The sequence below is a fragment of the Xanthomonas sp. NCPPB 3959 genome (assembly GCF_056675575.1).
Genome location: NZ_JBWWVR010000005.1, coordinates 162,332 through 186,870 on the forward strand (window position 1 = coordinate 162,332; position 24,539 = coordinate 186,870).

The window sequence follows — 24,539 nt, forward strand, 5'->3', positions numbered from 1 at the left end:
CCCGCGAGAATGTGCAGGCCACCCACGGTTTGTAGTTGCAAATGAAACCAAAATCAAGACACAGTGCAACATGAGCGATCTCGACGCCCCCATTCCGCCGCAACATCCTGTGCTGCTCAACCTTGAGCAGTTCCTGCCGTATCGCCTCAGCGTGCTGTCCAACCGCATCAGCAGCAACATCGCCAAGGTCTACGGTGATCGTTACGGGATGGCCATTCCCGAGTGGCGGGTGATCACCATCCTGGCGCTGTATCCGGGTTCCTCGGCAAGTGAAGTCTCCGACCGCACGGCGATGGATAAAGTTGCAGTGAGCCGCGCCGTGGCGCGCCTGCTGGAGCGTGGCTTCATCCGCCGCGAAACCCATGGCGACGACCGCCGCCGCTCGATGCTGGCGCTGTCGCCGGCCGGACGCCAGGTGTACGAGACCGTCGCCCCGCTGGTCAACGAGATGGAGCAGCGGCTGATGTCGGTGTTCAGCGCCGAGGAACAGCAGATCCTGGAAAAGCTGATCGACCGGCTGGCCAAGGATGGGCTGCCGCGCATGGCCGGTAAGGAGTGAGGCTCTCGCACGATTGAGAGGCGGTGCGAGTGATCGGCGTGTTGGCGCAGACCACTCACAATCCATGCAGCGCGGCCGTGCGGTTCGGTCAACAAAACGGCGCTTCCCTTCGCGGTGAAGCGCCGTTTTTTATTGCGCTTGGGCACTGCGCCGAGTCGCCAAGACTCGATCAGAGGCCTGAGTGAACAGCGCTACCCACAGCGCGGGGGTTTGCATGACGCTGCAGCGAGCATCACGCCTGCGGCGGCGCCCACTGCTTGAGGAAGTCGAACAGCTTCTTGCGATCGTAGCCCTTGCCCTTGCGCAGCTCCGGGCCGGACTGCAGGGTCAGCGGCTTGCCGTCGTTATCCAGCACCAGCAGCGACGGGTAGTCGTTGAGTTGCGCGAACTGCGACAGGAAGGCGGCGTTCTCGTTGGCCGCATCGCGGTTGACCTTGACCACCACAAAGTGCGCATCGCGGAAGCTGCGTAGCTCGGCATCGCCGCCCATCAGCTCGTCCAGCGCCTTGCACGGCTCGCAGGCCGCATTGCCGACGTTGAGCACGATGCGCTTGCCACCGCGCTTGGCCTCGACCTTGGCGGTCTCCAGATCTGCGGCCGGATCGCGCGAGGGGTCGTATTGCGCGTTGAGCGCAGCGGCGGCGGCAATATCTGCAGCGGTGGGCGTATTGCCCGACGACACCGGCTGGCTGGGATCGGCGCTGGGCGGCTTCTGCATCGAGGTGTCCAGCGGCCGTGGCGCCTCCTGCTGCTCGCTGGGCTGCCCGCAGGCGCTCAACAAGCTTGTGAAAAGCACGCCCGCCAGCAGCGGGCCACAGACAGTGGATTTCATCGGCATTGCGGTTCTCCTCACTTCACACCATGCATCAGTTTGTTGATCAACGGCGCGATCAGGAACAGCACCGCGCCGGCGCCCAGCAGCGCCCAAAACCCGAAGGTATACCCGCTCAGGGCCGAGGACACGCTCATCCCTTCGCTTCCGCTGACATGCCCGGCAAAAATGCCCGACAGGTTGTTGCCGATGCCGGTAGACAAAAACCAGCCACCCATGCCGAAACCGACCAGGCGCACCGGCGCCAGCTTGGTCACCATCGACAGGCCGATCGGCGACAGGCACAACTCGCCTACCGACTGGATCACATACACCATGAACAAGGTCCAGAACGGCACCTTGCCAGCATCGTTGACCAGGCTCGACAGCGCAAACATCAGCAGCAAGAACGCCAGGCCGTTGAACAACAGGCCCAGGCCGAACTTGCGCGGAATCGAGGGATTGAAGCGGCCGGACTTGACCCAGATCCAGGCAATGATCGGCGCCAGCGTAATGATGGCAATCGAGTTCACCGACTGGAACCAGGCGGTCGGGAAGGTCCAGTCACCAAAGCCGCGGTCGACGATGTTGTCGGCCAGGAAGGTGAACGAGCTACCGGCCTGTTCGAAGAACATCCAAAACAGCACGTTGAAAGCGAAGATGATCAGCATCGCGATCACCTTATCGCGCTGCACCTTGCCCTCGCGAATGCCTTCCACCAACAGCATCACCGACAGACCGACGAACAACACGGTCAGCACGATCTGCAACACGTCCGCGCCGACCGCGAGCAGGAAGTACACCACCGGAACTGCAAGCACGCAGCCGACCAACACCATCAACACGCGGCCGATGCCCTGCGCGTTCGGCGCCGGTGCGCCGATGCCCTTGAGCTGCGCGCGGCCGATCCAGAACCACACCAGGCTGATCAGCATGCCCACACCGGAGGCCATGAACACCATCTTGTAAGACGGCATGGCCTGGGTGCCGAACACCTTTTCGGCCAGCAACTGGGTGAGCACCGGCGATATCATCGCGCCGAGGTTGATGCCCATATAGAAAATGGTGAAACCGCTGTCGCGGCGCGGGTCGGCCACCGAATACAGCTTGCCGACCATGGTGGAGATGTTCGGTTTGAACAACCCGTTGCCCACCACCACGGTGGCCAGGCCGATCTCGAACATGGTGTGGTCGGGAATGGCGATCAGGAACAGGCCGGTGGCCATCACCGCCGCACCGACCAGGATCGAGCGTTGGTAACCGAGCACGCGGTCGGCCACGTAGCCGCCGAAGATCGCCGCCGCGTATACCAGCGCGAGATAGGCCCCGTAGGTGCGTCCGGCCGGCGCCTGGCCGGTGGCATCGCCGTTGAAGAACTGCGCCACGATGTACAGCACCAGCGCCCAACGAATGCCGTAGAACGCAAAGCGTTCCCAGAATTCGGTCATGAACAGCATCCACAGCGGCCGGGGGTGGCCGAGCAGTGTCGGGAACTCGGGAGGCGCAGGCGGCTGCGGCGGAGTGGTAGCGGAAGTCGGCGCAGTAGCGTCAACGCTCATGAGGTGTCCCTTGCGTATTCAGTGATGGCTGGGTGCACCAGGGCGAGCCCTGGGCGACGCGCGAGGATCACTTAGACGTCATGTTCACGTCAAATTCGCCGGACTCGGGAGCGCGATGCCGGCGGGTTGGATTGGGGAGCTTGTTGGTGGAGATGGCACAGGATGACGCTGGCACCCTCACCCCAACCCCTCGCCTTGCGTGCGACCGGACTCTGCTCCAGCGGACCAACGTCAGCTCTGCCAGCTTCAGCTTCTTTCCTCAACCCTTCGCAGCCTCACCACCACTCGGAGCGCGGTTTTCCACGCCCACCGACGTACGCACGTCGAACAGCTCCGGGAAAAACGTCAGCGCCAGCGCCTGCTGCAGAAACCCCACACCGCTCGACCCACCGGTGCCGCGCTTGAAGCCGATCACCCGCATCACCGTGCGCATATGGCGGAAGCGCCAGAGCTGGAACTGGGTTTCCACATCCACCAGGTCCTCGCACAGCGAATACTCGCGCCAGTAGCGGTCGGTGTTTTCGTAGATGCGCTCAAACACTGGACGCAATGCATCGTCGGCCACATGCGCGGCGGTCCAGTCGCGCGCCTGGTACTGCTGCGGAATCGCATGCCCGAAACGCGCCAGATAGCGCAGGAATTCCTCGTAGAGGCTGGGCGCTTCCAGCACCTCGCGCAGCCGCGCCTGGCCCTGCGGGTCGTACGCGAACACCTGCAGCATCTGCGGGTTCTTGTTGCCGAGCAGGAACTCGATATAGCGGTACTGCAGCGACTGGAAGCCGGAAGAAGGGCCCAGCACATCGCGAAACCCCATGTACTCGCTCGGGGTGAGCGTTTCCAGCACCGACCACTGTTCGGTGAGCTGGCGTAGCACCTGTTTGCTGCGCGCCAGCACCTTGCGGCACTGCCAGACCTGATCGTTTTGCAGATGCACCATCGCCGCGCGCAGCTCATGCGCCAGCAGCTTCAGCCACAGCTCGGAGGTCTGGTGCTGGATGATGAAGAGCATCTCGTCGTGATGCGCCGGCTCGGACAAGGGCTGCTGCGCGGAGAGCAACTGGTCCAGCCGCAGATAACCGCCGTAGGTCAGCCGCCCCTCCAGATCGGTGTGGATGCCGGGTTCCAGGTCACGCAGGTTCTTGTCGACGGGCATGGCGTAGCGCTGACGATGGGGTCGGCCAGGGTAGCGCGCTGGCGACGGGTTGGCAGCCGGATCGGGAATCGGGATTGGGGAATCGAGAGTCGGGATTGGATGGGGCCGCCGGCCGCGCAGTCGCAGCCACTGCGCCGGTGTAACCATATGGTCAACCTAAGCCTGCAAATTCATGCAGAATCAAACGGCGCTGCCGGCCAGGGACGTGGCCGGACCAGGGGAGCGTTTCACGTCTCAAGGACCAGGGGACTCTCATCTCATGCATGTGTTGCAGCGTCGTGCAGCCTTACTTTTCTGTGCGCTGGCGGTTGCCGGCCACGCCAATGCCCAGGTTGTCATCAGCCAGGTCTACGGCGGTGGCGGCAACAGCGGTGCCACCTTCCGCAGCGATTTCATCGAGCTGCACAACACCGGCAGCACCACGGTCAGCCTGGACGGCTGGTCGGTGCAATACGCCTCGGCCGCCGGCAGCAGCTGGCAGGTCACGCCATTGGCGGGCAACGTGCCGGCCGGCGGCTATTACCTGGTCAAGCAGGCCGATGGCAGCGGCGGCAGCGTTGCGCTGCCCACGCCCGATGCCACCGGCACCACCGCCATGAGCGGTACCGCCGGCAAGGTGGCACTGAGCAGCACGGCTGCCGCGTTGAGCGGCGCCTGCCCCACCGGCAATGCCGACCTGGTCGGCTACGGCAGCAATGCCAGCTGCGCCGAAGGCAATGCACCCACGCCGGCCCCCAGCAATACGCTGGCGGTGCTGCGCGGCGGCGAAGGCTGCACCGATACCGACAACAACGCGGCCGATTTCGCCACCGGCGCGCCGGCCCCGCGCAATAGCGCCAGCGGCGCACGCCTGTGCAGCGGCGGCGGCCAGCCGATCGCCACGCTGGCTGATGTCAGCCAGGCCGAAGGCAATAGCGGCAGCCGCAGCTTCGTGTTCACGCTGAGCTTGAGCCAGCCAGCCGGTGCGGGCGGTGTGCGCTTCACCGCCGCCACCGCCAATGGCACCGCTGTGGCTGGTAGCGACTACGTGGCCTTGCCTGCAACCAGCGTGCAGATTGCCGCCGGCGAACGCAGCGCCACTATCGCGGTGGACGTGCTGGGCGACACCACCCCCGAGCCCGATGAGACCTTTGCGCTGCAGATCAGCGGCCTCACCGGCGCGCTGCCGGCCACGCTGAGCGCCACCGGCACCATCCTCAACGACGACTTCAGCCTGCTGCCGATCCACGCCATCCAGGGCAAGGGTGCGCGTTCGCCGCTGGAAGGCCAGGTGGTCGCCACCTCGGGCATCGTGACTGCCCGCCGCAGCGCCGGCTTCTTCCTGCAGGCAGCGGATGCCGAAACCGATGGCGACCCGACCACGTCCGAAGGCGTCTACGTCTACACCGGCAGCGCCCCGCCGGACGCCGCTGCCATCGGCAACCGGGTGCGCGTACAAGGCACGGTGATCGAATACGTGCCCACCGCCGACCCGACCCAGCCGCCATTGACCGAGATCGGCGGCAGCTTGACCGTGTTGCTGGATTCCACCGGCAACCCGTTGCCGATGCCGGTGGCGTTGAGCGCGAACTTCCCCAACCCGAACGGCGCCTACGACCAGCTCGAAGCGCTGGAGGGCATGCGCGTCACCGCCGCCAGCCTCACCGTCAATGCGCCCACCGGCGGCAGCGTCAACGAGACCAGCGCCACTGCCACCAGCAATGGCGTGTTCCATGCCGTGGTCACCGGTGTGCCGCGCGCCTTTCGCGAGCCGGGCGTGCAACTGCCCGACCCGCTGCCGGCCGGCTCGCCCGCTGGGGTGCCGCGCTGGAACACCAACCCGGAAGTGATCGCGGTCGGCAGTGCCGGCGTGGGCGCCGAGCGGCTGGATCTGGCGTCCGGTTGCGTCGTGCTGGATGTCACCGGCCCGCTGGATTACAGCTTCCGCCGCTACACGCTGTATCCGGAACGCACCCCGCAGGTGAACTGCAACGGTGCCGACCAACCGCGCCCGGCGCCGAGGCCGCAGGCCGACGATGTGGCCGTGGCCACCTACAACATGGAGCGTTTCTTCGACGACCAGAACGACCCGGCGATCGGCGAACCGGTGCTCACCCCGGCCGCGTTCCAGGCCCGCCTCAACAAGGCCTCGCTGGCGATCCGCAACTACCTGCACACGCCCGACATCCTGGGCACGGTGGAAGTGGAAAACATCAGCGTGCTGCAGACGCTGGCTGCCCGCATCAACACCGATGCGGTGGCAGCCGGCCAGCCGGATCCGCAATACGTGGCCTATCTGCAGGAAGGCAATGACGTCGGCGGTATCGATGTCGGCTTCCTGGTCAAGACCGGCGCGGTGTCGGCCGGCGTGCCGCGCGTGGAAGTGGTGTCCATCGCCCAGGAAGGCAAGACCACCACCTGGACCGAGCCGAGTGGCGGCGTGAGCCTGCTCAACGATCGCCCGCCGCTGGTGCTCACCGCCAAGGTGCACCAGGCCGATGGCCGCGTGCTGCCGCTGACCGCCATCGTGGTGCATCAACGCTCGCTCAACGGCGCCGAGACCGACGATGCCGGCGGCACCCGCATCCGCGCCAAGCGCCAGGCCCAGGCCGAGTATCTGGCGCGTCTACTGCAGACGCGTCAGCAGCTCGACCCGGCCGAACAGGTGCTGGTGATGGGTGACTTCAACGCCTTCGAGTTCAACGACGGCTATGTGGATGCGATGGGCACCGTCACCGGCAGGCCGGCGCCGGATGCGCAGACCGTGGTGAACGGCGATGGCGTGGATCTGGTCAACCCGGACTACACCGACCTGACTTGGTTCAACACGCCCGATCAGAGTTACTCGTACGCCTTCGACGGCAACGTGCAATCGCTGGATCACATCATCGCCAACGAGGCGCTGATGCGTGCACCGAACATCGCCGCGTTGTCGGTGGGCCACGCGCGCATCAATGCCGATTTCCCCGGCACCGCGCGCAACGATGCCAACACGCCTACGCGTCTTTCAGATCACGATCCCACCATCGTGCTGTTGCGCATGACGCCAGCGTTGCGCGCCGACCTGGGCGTGGTGGTGAACGCCGCACGCGCGCAAGTCACCGAAGGCGAGCGTATCGACTTCAGTGTGGATGTGGAGAACCGTGGACCCGACAACGCAGCGTTTGCAGCGGTAGCACTGGCCTTCGATGCCGCGGTGAGCCCACGCGTCACCGCCGCACCGGGCTGGAGCTGCCAACCGCCGGAAACCGGCACCCAGACGGTGGTCACCTGCACCATCGCCTCGCTGGCATCCGGCAATGCACAGCGCTTCGCAGTGGAGGTTGAAGCTGGCGCGGAACTGGCCGGACGCACCCTCACCCTGGCCGCTTCGGTTGCCTCGCAAACGCCCGACCCGCAGCCGGACAACAACACCGACACCGCCGCAGTGGCAGTGCAGCCACGCCTGCGCAGCGATCTGGCAGTGCGTCTGGAAGGCCCCGCCACGCTGCCGACCACCGCCTTCAACGCCACTTACCGGGTATTGCTGGACAACCGCGGCAACGCACCGGCCACCGGCGTCAATGTGCGCATCGAGGGCAATACGGTGTCGGCGTTGTCGCTGCTGGTGCCGCCCAGCGGCTGGCGGTGTGCCAAGCAATTGCAGTCGTTGCGCAGCGCGATCTTCGTCTGCAGCACCGCCGCGGCACTGCAGCCGGGCGCGCAGGCCGCGTTCCAGCTGACCGTGGCGGCCAAGCCGATCCCGGTTGAAGGCGCGGTGCGGGTGCAGGCAAGTGCCAGTTCGATCTCGCCCGATGCCAACCCGGCCGACAATGCTGCGCTGATCGTCACTCCGATCGGTGGAGGCGCTGGCCGCCGCTGATCGCAGTGCAACACGTCGCAGTTTGAACTGCAACAAAGGGCGCGGCCTAGTCCGCGCCCTTTTTTTTGTGCAACCCAGCATCATTGTGTGCTGCGGTGCAGGACAGCCTTTTGCTGCGTGGTCCTTAACATCGCAACTCATATCATTTGAAACTTCTTGGTGAAGGTGTCGCCGCAATGAGCGTAGCCGCGCAGTTCGAGATCGAATATCTGCAATACATGGACGCGGACGGCCAATGGGTCCGCGACGACCTGCCGGCCGATGCCGCCAATCCGCAACAGTTGCTCGCCCTGTTCAAGCGCATGCTGTTCGTGCGCACCTTCGACAGCAAATCGGTCGCCTTGCAGCGCACCGGCAAGCTGGGCACCTACGCCGCCTCGCTAGGCCACGAAGCCACGCATGTGGGCATCGGTGCGTCGATGCGCCGCGGCGATGTGTTCGCGCCCAGCTACCGCGAGTACGGCACCATGTTCGAACGCGGCGTTCGCCCGCGCGATGTATTGCTGTACTGGGGCGGCGACGAGCGCGGCAGCGACTATCCGCGCGATGCCGATGCGGCGATCGACTTCCCGATCTGCGTGCCGATTTCCACCCAGTGCCTGCATGCGGCCGGCTCCGCGTTGTCGTTCAAGCTGCAGGGCAAGCCGCAGGTCGCGGTGGCCTGCTGCGGCGATGGCGGCAGTTCCAAAACCGACTTCTACGCAGCGCTCAATTCGGCCGGCGCCTACAAGCTGCCGCTGATCCTGTGCGTGATCAACAACGGCTGGGCGATCTCGGTACCGCGCTCGGCGCAGACCGGTGCGCAGACGCTGGCGCAGAAAGGCCTGGCCGGCGGCCTGCATTGCCTGCAGGTGGATGGCAACGATCTGGTTGCCGTGCTCGAAGCGATGCGGCAGGCACGCGTGCGTGCACTGGCCGGCGACGGCGGCACGGTGATCGAATTCCTGACCTATCGCCTGTCCGACCACACCACCGCCGACGATGCGCGGCGCTACCGCGGCGAAGAAGAGGTCAAGCAGGGCTGGGCGCGCGAACCGCTGCTGCGCCTGCGCCGCTATCTCACCGCGCAAGGCCTGTGGGACGACGCACAGGAAGCCGCCTGGAAAACCGAGTGCGGCGCGCGCGTGGACGAAGAGGTCAACGCCTATCTCAACACCCCGGTGCAGCCGGTCGAAGCGATGTTCGATTATCTCTACGGCGACCCGCCGGCCGAGTTGCTGGCCCAGCGTGCCGAAGTGATGGCGCTGGAGGCCCGTCATGGATGAGCACACCCATTCGCACATCGCCGCCACCCAGCAGGCCAGTGCGCCTTACAACGCCGCAGCCACGCGCGGAGAGACTGCCATGAGTTCGCCCATCACCCTGATCGAAGCCATCACCCAGGCGCTGGCCTGGGAGCTGGAACACGACCCTGCGGTGCTGGTGCTGGGCGAGGATGTGGGCGTCAACGGCGGCGTGTTCCGCGCCACCGCCGGCCTGCAGCAGCGCTTCGGCAGTGCGCGCGTGCTGGACACGCCATTGGACGAAACCACCATCGCCGGGCTGAGCGTTGGCCTGGCCGCGCAAGGCATGAAGCCGGTGGCCGAAGCGCAGTTCGACGGCTTCGTGTATCCCATGGTCGATCACCTGATCTGCCACGCCGCACGCCTGCGCAACCGCACCCGCGGGCGCCTGCATTGCCCGATGGTGTTGCGCGTGCCGTGGGGCGGCGGCATCCGCGCGCCGGAACACCACAGCGAAGCCAACGAAGCCATCTTCACCAACGTGCCCGGTTTGCGCGTGGTGTTGCCGTCTTCGCCGCAGCGCGCCTACGGCCTGTTGCTGGCTGCGATCCGCGACCCGGATCCGGTGATCTACATGGAGCCCAAGCGCATCTATCGCCAGTACAAGGAAGTGGTCGCCAACGATGGCGAAGCGCTGCCGCTGGATGTGTGCTTCGTGCTGCGCGACGGTACCGACGTCACCCTGGTCACCTGGGGCGCGCAGGTGAAAGAAGCGCTGGAAGCGGCCGACAAACTCGCCGGCGAAGGCATCAGCGCCGAAGTGATCGACGTGGCCACGTTGCGCCCGCTGGACTTCGACACCATTGCCGAATCGGTCGCAAAAACCGGCCGCTGCGTGATCGTGCAGGAAGCCCCGCGCACTGCCGGCTTCGGTGCCGAGATCGCCGCGCAGCTGGCGGAAAAATCCATGTACGACCTGCTCGCGCCGGTCGAACGCGTTACCGGTTACGACACGCATATCCCGCTGTTCCGGCTGGAGATGAAGTACCTGCCGAGCGTGGAGCGCATCGTCACCGCCGCCCGTCGCGCGGTGGCCGCCGGCTGACATGCGCGCCCGCCTGCTCTGCGACCACCACGCCAGAGTCGCCAACCCGATTCGCTTCCACGCCGGCCAGCAAGTGGCGATCGGCGTGCGCGATGAAGAATGGCCGGCCTTTGCCTGGGTCAACACCGGGCAAGGTCATGCCGGCTGGGCGCCGGTGGCGTGGCTGCGCCCCTTGGGCGACGGCCTGGCCGAAGCCCTGCGCGATTACGACGCACGCGAACTCGTTGCCATGCAGGGCGAGGACGTGTTGCTGCATCACGAACATGGCGGTTGGTGGTGGTCCGAGCGTGCCGATGGCACGCAGGGCTGGCTGCCGGCTGCCGACCTCGAACTCCTCGACGACACCACGCCGCCGCTGCCTGCGGCGCAAGAGAATCTGCCATGAGCCAAGCCAAGAATTTCCACCTGCCCGATCTGGGCGAAGGCCTGCCCGACGCCACCATCGTGGAATGGTTCGTCAAGGAAGGCGACAGCGTGCGCCTGGACGACCCGCTGGTCTCGATGGAGACCGCCAAGGCGGTGGTCGAGGTGCCCTCGCCGTTCTCCGGCACCGTGACCAAACTCGCCGGTGCGGCCGGCGATATCATCGTCACCGGCGCGGTGCTGGCGCAGTTTGCGCTGGATGCCTCGCAGCCGCAGCGCGCCGATGGTCAGGACACCGGTCACTCGCATGGCCCTGCGCCAACGCACACGCCCAGCACCGGCGACAGCGCCGCCGGCAACACGGCGCGCGTGGTCGCTTCCGATAACGGCGGCGAGATCGCCGATGCCGATTCCAATGGCAACGGCGAGAGCGACCGCGATGACGCCGGCACCGTGGTCGGCGCGATGCAAAGTTCCAATGCCGTGCAAAGCGAACAGGCCATTGCAGTCGGCGGCGTGCGTGCCATGCCGGCCGTGCGTGCACTCGCCCGCAAGCTGCGCGTCGATCTGGCGCAGGTACGCGCCACCGGCCCGGATGGCACGGTCACGATGGCCGATGTAAAGCAGGCCGCTGCGGCCGGAAGTGCGCCGATGTCTGCGGCGCGTGCGACTGCCTCGGTCACGCCGATCAATGGCAATAACGCGAATGCAGGCGCGCAACACGCCGCTGCAAACACGCAGGCAGCAAACGCTGCAGCGAGCGATGCGCAACAACGTTCAGCGCTGTCTGCCAGCGGCAAACCCATGCGCACGCAATCACCCAGCGTGGTCGCCAAAGGCCAGCCGGAGCAGCTCAAGGGCGTGCGCCGCAACATGGCGCGCGTGATGGCCGATGCGCACAGCAAGGTGGTGCCCACCACGCTCAACGACGATGCCGACATCCACGCATGGCAACCCGGCAACGACGTCACCGTGCGCCTGGTGCGTGGCATCGTGCGCGCCTGTCAGGCGGTGCCCGCGCTCAACGCCTGGTTCGACGGCGAGGCACTCAGCCGCACCCTGCACACGCAGGTGGATATCGGCATTGCTGTGGACACCGAAGAAGGCCTGTTCGTGCCGGCGCTGCGCAATGCCGACATGCTGGACGCGCACGGCATTCGCGAGAGCGTCAACCGGCTGCGCCAGCAGGTGGAAAATCGCAGCATTGCCGCCTCCGAGCTCAGCGGCTACACCATCTCGCTATCCAACTTCGGCATGTTCGCCGGCCGCTACGCGACCCCGGTGGTGGTGCCGCCGTGCGTGGCCATCGTCGCCGCCGGCCGCGCGCGCTACCAGCTCACCCCGGTGATGGGCGGTGTGGAAACCCACAAGGTGATGCCGCTGTCGCTGACCTTCGACCACCGCGCCGCTACCGGCGGCGAAGCCGCACGTTTCCTGCGTGCACTGCTGGACGATCTGGCGTTGGCCAACTGAGCGCAGCTCATAAAACCACTCACTCATCGGCAGGTGGGCGCAGCCGGCTTTGTGATTCCCATCAGCACACGACCACGTTGGCTGGTGCGATGTCCTCACCGATTCTGGGACCGTGTGCGGCATGGATGCCGCCACCGAGCTTGCACCGACGGATTCACGGAGTGTCCTCAAAAGGCACCGCGCGCTCGACTATCCAAGCTTTTTGACGACATCTAAATGGCGCTACGACTCGACATTTCGATTGTCTTCTCTTGTCTTGGAGTGGTTGGACAGTGCGGATAGATCACTTGCAGAGCGGCTGATCTGCGGCTTGGCTGCAGGGTCCTTGCCCGCCCACCATCGCGGGACACGCCGCAAATACGTCCATGTAGGCTCTTACGCGGCATCCATGCCGCGTAAGGTCCCGCGATGGTGGGCGGGCAAGGACCAGTCGAGATGGTCGGTGTGCATGGCTTTCAGCAAAGCAATCAGCAAACTGTCTGGTGCGGTGTCCTCGCCGATTGCGGGACCGTGTGGCGGCATGGATGCCGCCACCGAGCCTACAGGGACGTACTTGCGGCGTGTCCCGCAAGCGGTGAGGGCACCGCGCCTCGACGAGATCGGCGTTTAGCATGACGCGCTACCGACCATTGCAATGCGAATGCCTGGATAATCGGCGCATGTCATTTGCCCATCTCTCGCTGTCGCCGCAGCTGCAGCCGTTCTTCGACACCGCGCTGACCCGCGCCGGTCACCACACGCCCACGCCGATCCAGCAGCAGGCCATTCCGCCGATGCTGCAGGGCCGCGATCTGATCGCGATGGCGCAGACCGGCTCGGGCAAGACGCTGGCCTATGCGCTGCCGCTGCTGCAGCAACGCTGTCTCGCCCCGGACATTGCACCGCGCGTGCTCGGCGCGCTGGTGCTGGTGCCCACGCGCGAACTCGCCGCGCAGGTCAAAGACACGCTGCATCAGCTGGCGGCGCATCTGCCGCGCCGGCTCAAGATCGTTGCGGCGACCGGGGGCAGTTCGATCAATCCGCAGCTGCTTGCCCTGCGCGGTGGTGCCGACATCGTGGTGGCCACGCCCGGCCGGCTGCTGGATCTGGTCGATCACAACGCGCTGCGCCTGAGCGAGGTCGCCACGCTGGTGCTGGACGAAGCCGACCGCCTGCTGGAGCTGGGCTTCGGCACCGAGCTCGATCGCATCCTGGCGCTATTGCCGGCGCAGCGCCAAAGCGTGCTGTTTTCGGCCACCTTTCCGCCCGGCATCGCCTCGCTGGCCAAGCGTCGCCTGCGCGACCCGCTGCGCATCACCATTGTCGCCACGCCAGACGCTGCACCTGCGATCGAGCAACGCGCCATCGCCGTCGACGCCGGCCAACGCACGCAGCTGCTGCGCCATCTGCTGCAAGAGCATGGCTGGTCGCATGTGCTGGTGTTCGTCGCCAGCCGGCACACCGCCGACAAGGTCGCCGAAAAACTGACCAAGACCGGCATCACTGCGCAGCCGCTGCATGGCGAGTTGAGCCAGGGCCGTCGCGAGCGCACCTTGTACGCCTTCAAGCAGCGCGAGGTGCAGGTGCTGGTGGCCACCGATCTGGCCGGGCGTGGCATCGATATCGACGCGCTGCCGGCCGTGGTCAATTACGACCTGCCGCGTTCGACCGTGGACTACACCCACCGTATCGGCCGCACCGCGCGTGCCGGCGCCAGCGGGGTGGCGATCAGCTTCGTCTCTGCGGAGAGCCAGCCGCAATGGCGCCTGATCGAAAAACGTCAGGGGCTGCGCGTGCCGACCAGCGTGGTTACCGGCTTTGAACCGACCCTGGTGACAGATGCGCCTGCGACGGAAATGCCGAACACCGACACGCGCGCACCAGACGACAACGGCGGCATCAAGGGCAAACGGCCAAGCAAAAAGGACAAGCTGCGCGCAGCGGCAGCACAGGCAGGCAAACCGGACTGAGAGCGGGGAGTTACGTGTAACGCGCCGTCGTCACGCGGACAAGGCGCGGGAACCGCGCTTAGACACGCAGCGCATGCGCAGGCCGGGCAGCGTCAAGCACGCGCCAATACCCGTCTTGCGCACTTTTGGCGCGTTGCGCATTACGACTTCGCACTGAGCCGACAGTTGCTGCCAAACACGTGCCTCTTGTAGACCACGCGATCTGTCTTTAGATCCGCTGAGGCAACACGCGGTGACGGCCACCCGCATTACTGATCACGCCCAAGCAAAATCTTGCCCACGCAGCGGCAATCCACCGCCACGTCTGTGCGGCAAAGACTCAGTCCTGCTCGAAATCCAGCTCGCCGCCCATGCCGCTATCGCCATCCACGCGCGGGATGCGCTTGCCGGGCTTGCGCAGGATTTCCACAAAGAACTGCTCGCCACCTTCGCTGGTGAGCGCATTGATCGAGCGGATCAGCTCGGCCGGCGGCAGCGGCGCGGCGCTGGCCTCGTCCACCCCGAAGCGCATGTCGAAGTCCCAATAATCCGCGCCTTCCGGCAAGTCCTTGCGGCGCTCGCGGCGGATGTACTTGCGGATATCGTTCTTGCTGGACTCCAGCAGACGATCGCGGTTCTTGCCTTCGAGGTTGAGCTGGTAGGTCTTGCGCATGGCGACATCGGTTAGGAACTGGCCGCCTATTGTGAGGCCACCCGGCCGTTCTGGGTGAATCGGCGGCTGTCCGGGCGGGATTCGGGCCTGCACTGCGACCGAAGCCGGGAACCTCCCCGACGCGCGCCAGTCCTGGCCTTCGGGCCAAAGCTCGGTCAATCCGCTGAGACACCGCGCCGCTGCAACGCTGCAATGGCAGTGGAGTGGGAATCGCGCGAACGACACTGCCACGCGATCTCTGCGACGGGGCTCTCGCCACCGTCGCAGACCCAGCTCATGCGTGCTTGGCAGGCGTCGGTGCGCCGCTGTTCTCCGGCCGGATCTTGAACCAGATCGAATACATCGCCGGCAGGAACACCAGGGTCAGGATCGTGCCGGCCAGCGTGCCGCCGATCAGCGTGTAGGCCAGCGTGCCCCAGAACACCGAGTGCGTGAGCGGGATGAACGCCAGGATCGCGGCCAGCGCGGTCAGGATCACCGGCCTGGCACGCTGCACGGTGGCTTCCACCAGGGCGTGGAACGGGTCCAGGCCCTCAGCCTCGTTGTGATGAATCTGACCGATCAGGATCAGCGTGTTGCGCATCAAGATGCCCGAGAGCGCAATCAAGCCCACCAGCGCATTGATGCCGAAGGGTTGCTGGAACAGGATCAAGGTCGGCACCACGCCGATCAGGCCCAGCGGGCTGGTCAGAAACACCATCACCATCGCCGACATCGAGCGCACCTGCAGGATGATGATGATCAAGGTGACCGCCAGCATGATCGGGAACAACGGCAGCATCGCGGCAGTCGCCTTGCCGGACTCCTCAATGGAACCGGCCTCCTTGATCTGATATCCGCTGGGCAGTTTGTCGATGATCGGCTGCAACTGCTTGGTGATCGCAGCCGAGACATCCGGCGGCTGCAGTTGGTCGTCGACATCGCCGCCCACCGTGATCGTCGGCACACGATCGCGGCGGCGCAGGATCGGCTCTTCCATCCGCACATCCATGCTGCCTACCTGCGACAGCGGCACGCGTTGGCCATTGGCACCGGCCAGGGTGAAATCGGCGATGCGTGCCGGATCAAAACGCGTCTCGCCGGCCGAACGCGCCACCACCTGCACGCTGCGAATATCTTCGCGCACCAGCGTGATCGGCACACCGCTGAGCAGGAACTGCAGCTGCTGAGCGACTGCGCTCGAGGTCAGCCCCACTGCCTGCAGACGATCCTGCTCCAGGGTGAAATGCAGCGTTGGTGTGCGGGTGCCCCAGTCGGTGTTGACGGTGCGCAGCATCGGGCTGTCCTGCAGGACCTGCTTGACCTGCGCGGCGATACCGCGCAACACCTGCGGGTCGGCACCACTGACCCGGTACGCCACCGGAAACTGCGAGTACGGGCCGAAGGTCAGTTGGGTCACACGCACGCGCGCCTCCGGTGCCAGGCCTTCGGAGACGGCCTTGCGCATGCGCAGCTTCAATGCATCGCGTTCGTGCGGGTTGTCGGTGCGCACCACGATTTTGGCAAAGGAGGGATCCGGCAACTCCGGGCCCATTGCCAGGAAGAAGCGCGGCGCGCCCTGCCCGATATACGCGGTGACAATCTTCGCTTCGTCCTGCTTGGCAAGCCAGGCTTCCAGCTTGGCGGTGGCGGCACTGGTCTGGGTGATCGAGGTGCCGTACGGCAGTTGCACTTCGACCAGCACTTCGGGACGATCGGAGATCGGGAAGAACTGCTTCTTGACGATGCCCATGCCAAGAATCGCGAGCACGAACAACCCGATTACCGAGCCGGCGACCAACCACTTGCGTGCGATGACACGCTCCAGCGCAGTGCGGAAGCGGTTGTAGCGCGGCGTGTCGTACATCGCGGCGTGGCCGCCTTCGATCTTCTTCAGGTCGGGCAGCATCTTGACGCCCAGGTAGGGCGTGAACACCACCGCCACCACCCACGACACGATCAACGCGATCCCCACGATCCAGAACATGTTGCTGGTGTATTCGCCGGCGGTGGAAGCGGCAAACCCGTTCGGCATGAAGCCGACCGCCGTCACCAACGTACCGGACAACATCGGCGCAGCGGTGTGGCTCCACGCATAGGCCGATGCGGCGACACGGCTGTAGCCCTCTTCCATTTTCACCACCATCATCTCGATCGCGATGATGGCGTCGTCGACCAACAGCCCCAGCGCCAGGATCAACGAGCCCAGCGTGATGCGGTCGAAATTCTTGCCGGTGGCCAGCATCACCACGAACACCGCCGCCAGTGTCAGCGGCACCGCTGCCGCCACCACGATACCCACGCGCCAGCCCATGCTGACGAAGCACACCAGCATCACCACCAGCAGCGCGACGAAGAACTTGGTCATGAACTCGCCCACCGACGCGTCGATGTTGACCGCCTGGTCGGTGACCTTGCTCAGGCGCATGCCCAGCGGCAGTTCGGCATTGATCGCGCCCACTTCGCTGTCCAGCGACTTGCCCAACTCCAGGCCGTTCCAGCCATCGCGCATGATGATGCCCAGCAGCAATGCCGGCTCGCCGCCACTGCGGATCATGAAGGTGGACGGATCTTCATAACCACGTTTGACACTGGCGATATCCGACAGCTTCAAGGTGCGGCCCTGCACCACCAGCGGGGTGTCGCGAATTTTCTGCAAACTGTCGAGCGCACCGTCCAGGCGAATGAACACCTGCGGCCCGCGTGTTTCCACCGACCCTGCCGCATTCAAGGCGTTTTGCGCATTGAGCGCGGCAAACACCTCCTGCGGACTGACGCCCAGCGTAGCCAGACGTTCGTGCGAGAACTCGACAAAGATGCGCTCAGGCTGCTCGCCGATGATGTTGACCTTCTTGACGCCCGGCACGTGCAACATGCGCTGGCGCAGGCTTTCCGCATCGCGCGCGAGCAAGCGTTGCGGCTCGCCCTTGGCCTTCAGTGCGAACAGTGCGAAGGTGACGTCGGCATATTCGTCGTTGACCATCGGCCCGATCACGCCGGCCGGCAGGTTGCCGACTTCATCGCCCACCTTCTTGCGCGCCTGATAGAACTGCTCCTGCACCTGGCTGGGCGGTGTGCTGTCCAGCAACGTCAACGTCGTAAACGCAAGACCGGGGCGCGTATAGGTTTCGCTGCGGTCGTACCAGCGCAGTTCCTGCAGGCGCTTTTCGAGTTTTTCGGCGACCTGGTCCTGCATTTCCTGCGGCGTTGCGCCCGGCCAGGCGGTGATGATGGTCATGACCTTGACAGTGAATGCCGGGTCCTCCGCGCGGCCAAGCTTGAGGAACGCGACCAGGCCGGCCAGCGAAATCAGAAAGATCAGGAACAGCGTGATGGAGCGCTCGCGCACCGCGAGCGCCGAGAGATTGAAGCGGCCCTCGCTCACGGCTGCGCTCCTGCCGCGCTCGCGGTCTTGGTAGCACTGGTCGCGCCACTGGCAGGCGCAATCGTGTTGGCTACCCGCACCTGCTCACCTTCGCGCAACAGGTGCGCACCCAGCGCCACGATGCGCTCGCCACGCGCCAGTTTGCCGGCCACGTTGGCATGGTCATCGTCCAGGCCCAGCACCGTCACCGGCCGCCAGCTCACCTTGGCCGGATTGCCGGCAATCACCCACACACCCGTCCCCTTGCCCGCATCGAACAGCGCGGCCAGCGGCACCTGCAGCCCGGCCTGCGTGCTGGCGGCCGTGCCGTCGGCAATGCGGATGCTGACGGTAGTGCCCAGCGGGGCGTCAGCCAATGCGCCGTCGAGCACGTAACGCGCCTCGAAGGTGCGGGTCAGCCGGTCTGCGCTGTCGGACAGCTGACGCAGCGTGGCCGGCACCGTGACGCCTGCATTGCCGAACAGCGTGGCCTGCGCGACCGAGCCAACCGGCGGGCGCAATGTTTCCGGCAGCTGCACGATCGCCTCGCGGCGCCCGGCATGCGCCAGCCGCACCACCGGCTGCCCGGCGGCCACGACCTGTCCTGGTTCGACCAGTGTTTCCATCACCACGCCATCGGCGTCGGCCAACAGATCGCTGTAGCGGTTGGAATTGCGGGCCACCTCGGCCTGCGCCTGGGCTGCACTCAGCTGCGCCTTGGCGGCATCGGCGGCGGCCTTGATCTGGTCGTAGGCGGAGGCGGAGATGGCGCCGGTACCACGCAGATCGCGGTAGCGCGCCTCATCGTCGGCAGTCTGCTGCGCGCGTGCCTGCGCGGCTGCCACCGCGTCCTGCTGCGCGCGTGCGGCGAGCTGGAGATCGACCGGGTCGATCCGCAGCAGCGGCTGCCCGCGCGTGACCCGCTGGCCGGTATCGACCAGCCGCTCCAACACCTTGCCGGAGACCCGAAAGCCCAGATCGCTCTGCACCCGCGCGGCGACCGTGCCGGAGAAGCTGCGCGCTGCCGTACCGGCCTCTTCGACGGTGGCCACGCGCACCAGCGGGGTCGCAGTGCGGGGGTCGGGCGGCGGCGCCTCGCCGCAGGCGATCAATGCCAGCGGCAGCGCACACAGGAAAGTGGAGGTAACGAGGCGGCGGCGAAGCATGGAAATCCCAGTGCGTGCTGTTGAAGGCTCGCATCTTGAGACTTGTGACTATATCAGTCAATAGTCACTATCGACTTTTAGGGCGAAAGGCTTCGCAACACCAGACCCGACAGCAGCAGCGGCACCTCGTCGGCATGCTCCAGGCTGTGCTGCAGCAACAGCGGATTCATGTAAGGGCGCATCACCACGTAGATCGCCTGGGTGGCCTCGTCCAGTGGCGTCTTGCGCTCGAAATCGCCACTTTGCCGGCCTTGCTGCAGCACGTCCTGCAGCACTTTCTGGATGCGCACCTCGTAAGCGATCACCGACTGCCAGCGCTCGGTCGCCGCCGAGGTCGCAATCTCATACAGCTTGCGATCCTGAAAAAACAAGCGAAGGCTGGCCTCGATGATCACCTTGAACAGCCGCCGCAGCTTCTCGGGCGGCTGCGCGGCCTCGTCCACCGCCGCGCACACCTCGGTCTCGATCTCGCGCAGGCAGTTGGTGCAGATCATCTCGCCGATGGCCTGCTTGGATTCGAAGAACTTGTAGATGTAGGCCTTGGAGAACCCGATCGCCTTGGCCAGATCGGACACGGCCGTCTTCTCGTAGCCGTAGCGGCTGAAGTGCTCGGTTGCCGCTGCCACGATCTGGTCGCGCACATCGTGATCGGCCGGACCACGGCCTGAAACGGGATAACTGGATGCTTTGCTCATGCGAACAGCTTAGCGCTCAAACACAATCCGCACAAAAGTGACCATTTCGTATTATAGTCACAGCCCGCCATTGCCTTCGTCGGTACCGTCATGTCGTCACTTCGCACCCTTGCCGCGCTCATCGCCGCCAGTCTTGCCGCAGGCTGCGCCGTTGGCCCCGAGTACACCCGCCCCTCGGCGCCCCTGCCGGATCGCTATCTCGGCCAGGCAGCGGCCGAGCAGCGCCAGGCCGCTACACAGGCCGATCTATCGACCTGGTGGACCGGTTTCGACGACCCGGACCTGAGCCGCTACGTCACCCAGGCGCTGGCGCAGAACCTGGACCTGGCCCAGGCCAGCGCACGTGTCACCCAGGCCCGCGCCGGGCTGACCGCCGCCACGGCCGCACTGCTGCCTTCGGGCAACATCAGCGGCAACGCGACCCGCGCCTATCAGTCGCTGGAGACTCCGCTCGGCCAGGTGCTCAACAGCACGCCCAACTTCGACCGCTATGCCAGCACCTACGAAGCCAACCTGGGCGCGAGCTGGGAGCTGGATCTGTTCGGCGGCCTGCGTCGCGGGCGCCAGGCCGCACTCGCCGACTACCAGGCCAGCGAAGCCGGTGCAGCCGCCACCCGTCTGGCGGTGGCCGCGCAGACCGCCGACATCTACATCAGCATCCGCGGCCTGCAGGCACGGCTGGAGGTGGCGCAGCGCCAGGTCGCCACCCAGCAAGGCCTGCTGTCCATGGTGACGCTGCTGCATGGCAAAGGACTCGCCCCCGAGCTGCAGCTGCACCAGGCACAAGGCGCGCTTGCACAGGCGCAGGCATCGGTGCCCGGTATCGAAAGCGGCCTAGTCGCGGCGATGAATGCACTGGACGTGATGTTGGGTGCTGCGCCAGGGACGCATCGTGCAGAGCTGGCCACAAGCAAACCCATTCCACTTGCACCGCGCATTGCCGACACGGGCACGCCCGGCGACCTGCTGCGGCGCCGGCCGGACCTGATCGTCGCCGAGCGCCGGCTGGCAGCGTCGAACGCGCGCATCGGCGTGGCGATGGCCGAGTACTACCCGAAATTTTCGCTCAGCGGATTACTCGGCAGCGCCACCGCCATCTCCGGCGCCAACCTGTTCACCAGCGATGCCAGCCAATCCGCCGCCGTGCTGGGTTTGCGCTGGCGGCTGTTCGATTTCGGTCGCATCAATGCGCAGATCGCACAGGCCAAGGGACAGGAAGCCGAGCAGCTGGCCGCGTATCGCCTGGCCGTGTTACGCGCCACGGAAGACGTGGAGAATGCGTTGACCGCACTGGTCAAACGCGAGCAGCAGGCAGCGGTGCTATCGCAAGGTGTGGATGCACTGGGCAAGGCGCGTGGTGCATCGGCGCTGGCCTATGAGAAAGGCGTGGTCAGCCTGATCGAAGTCTTGAATGCCGACGACAGCTTGCTGCGTGCCTCCGATGCACAGGTGCAGGCACGCACCGATGCGGCACGCAGTGCAGTGGCCACCTTCAAGGCGTTGGGCGGCGGCTGGCAATCCGGCGCCACCGATGCGGTTGCGGTGCAGTAGTCGTCACCGAGTTGTATGTCGATGCTGTAGCGCCATCGACGCGATGCCACTCGCTCAAGTGGCATCGCGCAACGCATCGGCGCGTTCAGTGCGCGTGGAAGCGAATGCCCTGATCGATCGTGCATTGATACGCCAACAGTGCCCCGCGTTGCTGCAGACTCGGCAGGTCGTACATGTAAGTGGTCAGCCGCACACTGTTGTCGGCAAGCACCTGGTAGCGCTGAAACTGCTGGAACGGCCTGCCATCGCTGCTGGCAGCGATGAACTGGGTGTCGGAAAACGCCAAGGTGCCGTCGGCGGTAAGACGGTAGGCGCCGATGCGCACACCACCGCGGCTGCGACTGGATGCAGTGCCCGCTTCGGCCGTGCAGCGCGACAGATCGACCGACACCGCCACATTGCGGCCGGTCTCCAACGCATCGATCAGGCTCGCTTGCGTGTTCAACGATTGCGTGGCGAATGCGGGAATTGCACTGGCTGACAGCACTGCAATAGCAAGTGAAAAATACAGACGTGAGGACATGTGCTTTCTCGGTAATGAGGGGGCAAACGCGCTCAATCGGCGTGGAAGCGGATGCCCTGGTTGATCGTGCATTGATAGGCCAGCACCGGGCCACGTTGTTGCAGACCCGGCAGGTCGTACATGTAGGTGGTGAAACGCACGCTGCCATCCGGGCGCAACTGATAACGCATGAACTGCTGGATCGGCTTGCCGTCGTTGGCCACGGTGAAATGCGAGCCGGAGAATGCGGCGGTGCCGTCCTCGGTGATGCGATAAGCATCGATATGGCGGCCGCCACGTGTCTGGGTGATCGGGGTGCCTTCTTCGGGCGTGCAGCGAGCGAGATCGGTGGTCAGGCTGACGTCATAGCCAGCCTCCAGGGCCGCGAGCACTTCAGCGCGGGTGTTGAGCGATTCGCTGGCCCAGGCGGGTAGCGCGCAAGCGCACAGCGTGGCGAGCAAGGCAGTGGCAGCAAGACGGGGCATGGCGGACTCCAGGCGGACGAGGGGATGAAGCGACCTGGACTGTAATCAGCCCAGGCCGATCAACATGACCTAATCCTGTACGCACCGGTGCAGTGCGCTACGCATCACGCTGCATGATTGCGCTGTTTGGCGAAGTCCGCGCGATATTGCGAGATGAGGGCTATACCTGCGCGCGCAGATCAAGATCCCGCTGGAAGGAGCGATAAGCCCCTCCCATCGGGAGAGGGGTTGGGGTGAGGGTACGGCCACCTACAAACGCGCATTGACCTCGCGCGGCACATGTTCCGGCTCCGGCTGTAACGCCGGCATCGCGCCCAACAACAGACGGTCGGCCAACGCACGCGTGGCGACGCGCAACTCCGGCACGGCGGTGATTTCCCAATACCGTCCACGCAACAGCGGACCAATGCAATACAGCCCCGGCACGATTTGCCCGGCGCCATCGCGCACCCGCAATTGCGCGTCGGTGTCCACACCCAACCCAAGCGGATCGGCACGTAACAGGCCGGCTTCGCGCATGCCGGCGATCAGCGGGTCGCTGGTGCGGTCGATGTCGGTATCCAAGCCGGTGGCGCGGATCACAGCGTCGTAGTGACCGGTCTGCGCGTCGGCAGCACCACGCGGGCGGATCACCGCCTCCACGCCATCGGGCACCCAACGCGCACGCAGCAAACGCGCTGCGACGATCTGCAGTTGCCCCGATTCCTGCAGCTGCGCCAATTGCTCCGCCGCGCCCGGCGCAACCCGATGCCGCGCCACTTCCCAATACGGCCGCAAGTGACGCAGAAAGCGCGCACGCTCAGGTAGCTCAAGACGCTGCCACAACGGCTGCAGATGCGGGCGCAGAGCATCCACCACGCGCCGCCAATCGTCGACCACTGCGCTCAGCTGACGCACGCCGCGTAGCAGGCCACGCAGGTCGGCGTCCTTGAGCGCGCGCTGCAGATGCGGCGGCAATTCCAGCGCCGCGCCTGGCTGACGCAGATGCGCCTGTGGTGCCAGCCCCCGCCGCGAGATCGCCACCAGCCGGCCACGATGGCCGCGCGCATGCAGGGTCAATGCCACATCTACCATGGTCAGCCCGGTGCCGACGATCAGCACGTCATCGTCGGGCGACAACTGCGCCAGGGCATCGCCCTGCCACGGCCACCCGATGTAGCGCGGATGCACGCTCAAGCGCGGGCCGATGCCGGCAAGCGCCTGCGGCTGCAGCGCACCGACCGCCAACACCACGCGGTCGCTATGGAAGGCATCGCCATTGGCCAGAAACACGCGAAACCCCTTGCGCACGCGCTCCACTGCCACCGCCTCTTGCGATAGCCGCATGATCGAGGCCTGCGCGCCGCTGACCGCGGTATCCAGCTCGCTGCGCAGATAATCGCCATAGGCAAGGCGCGGCAGGAATTCCAATCGCCCGCTATCGCCAAGATGCAGGGTATCTGCGAATGCACCGGGTGCTTGCGCATCGATCCCCAGGTCTTTGGCACGCACGTTGAGCAAATGTTCCGGCCGCGCCGCACCATAGGCAATGCCGCTGCCGAAGGTCTCGGCCACCCCGACCAGGGTGATGCGGACCTGCGCATCGGCCGTCTGCGCCAGCGCACGGACCAGCGCGGTACCGCAAAAGCCGGCACCGATGACGGTGATATTGGTTTCCATGTGCAACTCCCACTGAATGACCCGCACGTTGTGCCCGCAGCGCGGCGCGAACGTGTAAACAAATGGTTAGCGGCGAGCAAGCGAAAACGCATGAGCTGATCATGGTTGGTGATGAGGCTTGCGTCGCAGGCCACGCGCGCGCCGCATTGCATGTAGATGACAGCGCACGCGACCGCAGGTAGGTGCTGGTGCATGGCTCCCCACGTGGCTCGCAGCGCTGTGCTGCGCACCGCAATTGAAAGTAGCTGACAAAATGTAGCGAGCAGTTGCCGGGGGCATGCGGACAGCGCGCTCAGAACCGGAGTGTACGGGTGGCACATGCCGATTCCGAGCACCGGCCGCGCGCGTCTGGCGGTGAGCGCAGTAATTTTGTTAGCCGCTCTTGGATTTTGGGTGCACCTGCGATGGTACGTCCAACACCGCAATGGCGCCGAACACTGCGTCATGACC

General features: G+C 65.5%; 18 protein-coding genes and 1 other RNA gene. 8 read left to right on the plus strand and 11 right to left on the minus strand.

Annotated features, from left to right (window positions below):
* Positions 1–70 precede the first annotated feature (70 nt).
* Positions 71–559: a MarR family winged helix-turn-helix transcriptional regulator gene (locus AC1KVG_RS08130; protein ID WP_006448740.1), complete on the plus strand. Its 489-nt coding sequence runs from the start codon at positions 71–73 to the stop codon at positions 557–559.
* A 232-nt stretch (positions 560–791) separates the two neighbouring features.
* Here the strand turns inward: AC1KVG_RS08130 and AC1KVG_RS08135 are convergent, their stop codons facing one another.
* The 3 genes from AC1KVG_RS08135 to AC1KVG_RS08145 all read right to left on the minus strand — a co-directional run bounded on the left by AC1KVG_RS08135 (position 792) and on the right by AC1KVG_RS08145 (position 4,082).
* Positions 792–1,397, minus strand: coding sequence for a thioredoxin family protein (locus AC1KVG_RS08135; protein WP_481094061.1), 606 nt, complete (start codon positions 1,395–1,397; stop codon positions 792–794).
* Positions 1,398–1,408: 11 nt separating this feature from the next.
* The gene (locus AC1KVG_RS08140; protein ID WP_168959082.1) at positions 1,409–2,929 is read right to left on the minus strand and encodes a peptide MFS transporter; all 1,521 of its coding nucleotides are present in this window, start codon (positions 2,927–2,929) and stop codon (positions 1,409–1,411) included.
* Between the two features lie 259 nt (positions 2,930–3,188).
* Positions 3,189–4,082: a tryptophan 2,3-dioxygenase gene (locus tag AC1KVG_RS08145; RefSeq protein ID WP_104592210.1), complete on the minus strand. Its 894-nt coding sequence runs from the start codon at positions 4,080–4,082 to the stop codon at positions 3,189–3,191.
* A gap of 259 nt (positions 4,083–4,341) precedes the next feature.
* On the opposite strand from AC1KVG_RS08145, the gene AC1KVG_RS08150 reads away from it, so the two are divergent.
* The 6 genes from AC1KVG_RS08150 to AC1KVG_RS08175 all read left to right on the plus strand — a co-directional run bounded on the left by AC1KVG_RS08150 (position 4,342) and on the right by AC1KVG_RS08175 (position 14,036).
* Entirely contained in the window at positions 4,342–7,923 is a 3,582-nt protein-coding gene (locus AC1KVG_RS08150) for a lamin tail domain-containing protein (protein WP_481094062.1), read from the plus strand.
* 176 nt (positions 7,924–8,099) lie between these two features.
* Positions 8,100–9,188 (plus strand): pyruvate dehydrogenase (acetyl-transferring) E1 component subunit alpha, encoded by a 1,089-nt coding sequence (gene pdhA, locus AC1KVG_RS08155; RefSeq protein ID WP_023902343.1) that lies wholly within the window; start codon positions 8,100–8,102, stop codon positions 9,186–9,188.
* Positions 9,181–10,251 carry an alpha-ketoacid dehydrogenase subunit beta gene (locus AC1KVG_RS08160; RefSeq protein WP_055828255.1) on the plus strand — a complete coding sequence of 357 codons (1,071 nt, stop codon included), beginning with the start codon at positions 9,181–9,183 and terminating at the stop codon, positions 10,249–10,251. The genes pdhA and AC1KVG_RS08160 overlap by 8 nt, the downstream gene beginning before the upstream one ends.
* A 1-nt stretch (position 10,252) precedes the next feature.
* Positions 10,253–10,636, plus strand: coding sequence for an SH3 domain-containing protein (locus tag AC1KVG_RS08165; RefSeq protein WP_006448748.1), 384 nt, complete (start codon positions 10,253–10,255; stop codon positions 10,634–10,636).
* The gene (locus AC1KVG_RS08170) at positions 10,633–12,087 is read left to right on the plus strand and encodes a dihydrolipoamide acetyltransferase family protein (protein ID WP_481094063.1); all 1,455 of its coding nucleotides are present in this window, start codon (positions 10,633–10,635) and stop codon (positions 12,085–12,087) included. Before AC1KVG_RS08165 ends, AC1KVG_RS08170 begins: the two co-directional genes overlap by 4 nt.
* A gap of 659 nt (positions 12,088–12,746) precedes the next feature.
* Positions 12,747–14,036: a DEAD/DEAH box helicase gene (locus AC1KVG_RS08175; RefSeq protein WP_481094064.1), complete on the plus strand. Its 1,290-nt coding sequence runs from the start codon at positions 12,747–12,749 to the stop codon at positions 14,034–14,036.
* A gap of 319 nt (positions 14,037–14,355) precedes the next feature.
* Here AC1KVG_RS08175 and AC1KVG_RS08180 read toward each other — a convergent pair whose 3' ends face one another.
* The 4 genes from AC1KVG_RS08180 to AC1KVG_RS08195 form a co-directional block, all read right to left on the minus strand.
* Positions 14,356–14,688, minus strand: a complete 333-nt coding sequence (locus AC1KVG_RS08180; RefSeq protein WP_006448752.1) for a DUF6172 family protein — start codon at positions 14,686–14,688, stop codon at positions 14,356–14,358.
* Between the two features lie 274 nt (positions 14,689–14,962).
* Positions 14,963–18,052, minus strand: a complete 3,090-nt coding sequence (locus AC1KVG_RS08185; protein ID WP_481094065.1) for an efflux RND transporter permease subunit — start codon at positions 18,050–18,052, stop codon at positions 14,963–14,965.
* Entirely contained in the window at positions 18,049–19,197 is a 1,149-nt protein-coding gene (locus AC1KVG_RS08190) for an efflux RND transporter periplasmic adaptor subunit (RefSeq protein ID WP_481094066.1), read from the minus strand. Before AC1KVG_RS08190 ends, AC1KVG_RS08185 begins: the two co-directional genes overlap by 4 nt.
* A gap of 77 nt (positions 19,198–19,274) precedes the next feature.
* Complete coding sequence (locus AC1KVG_RS08195) at positions 19,275–19,892, minus strand: TetR/AcrR family transcriptional regulator (protein WP_481094067.1); 618 nt, start codon at positions 19,890–19,892, stop codon at positions 19,275–19,277.
* Positions 19,893–19,982: 90 nt separating this feature from the next.
* Between AC1KVG_RS08195 and AC1KVG_RS08200 the strand changes: the two genes are divergently transcribed.
* Positions 19,983–21,443, plus strand: a complete 1,461-nt coding sequence (locus AC1KVG_RS08200; RefSeq protein WP_481094068.1) for an efflux transporter outer membrane subunit — start codon at positions 19,983–19,985, stop codon at positions 21,441–21,443.
* 85 nt (positions 21,444–21,528) lie between these two features.
* On the opposite strand, the gene AC1KVG_RS08205 is transcribed toward AC1KVG_RS08200, so the two are convergent.
* The 4 genes from AC1KVG_RS08205 to AC1KVG_RS08220 all read right to left on the minus strand — a co-directional run bounded on the left by AC1KVG_RS08205 (position 21,529) and on the right by AC1KVG_RS08220 (position 24,409).
* Positions 21,529–21,966, minus strand: a complete 438-nt coding sequence (locus tag AC1KVG_RS08205) for a VirK family protein (protein WP_481094069.1) — start codon at positions 21,964–21,966, stop codon at positions 21,529–21,531.
* Between the two features lie 32 nt (positions 21,967–21,998).
* A complete protein-coding gene (locus AC1KVG_RS08210; RefSeq protein ID WP_481094070.1) occupies positions 21,999–22,430 on the minus strand; it encodes a VirK family protein in 432 nt (143 codons plus the stop codon).
* Positions 22,431–22,679: 249 nt separating this feature from the next.
* Positions 22,680–24,089, minus strand: a complete 1,410-nt coding sequence (locus tag AC1KVG_RS08215; protein ID WP_481094071.1) for an FAD/NAD(P)-binding protein — start codon at positions 24,087–24,089, stop codon at positions 22,680–22,682.
* Positions 24,090–24,332: 243 nt separating this feature from the next.
* A non-coding RNA gene (locus AC1KVG_RS08220) (sX9 sRNA) lies at positions 24,333–24,409 on the minus strand.
* Positions 24,410–24,539: the final 130 nt, after the last annotated feature.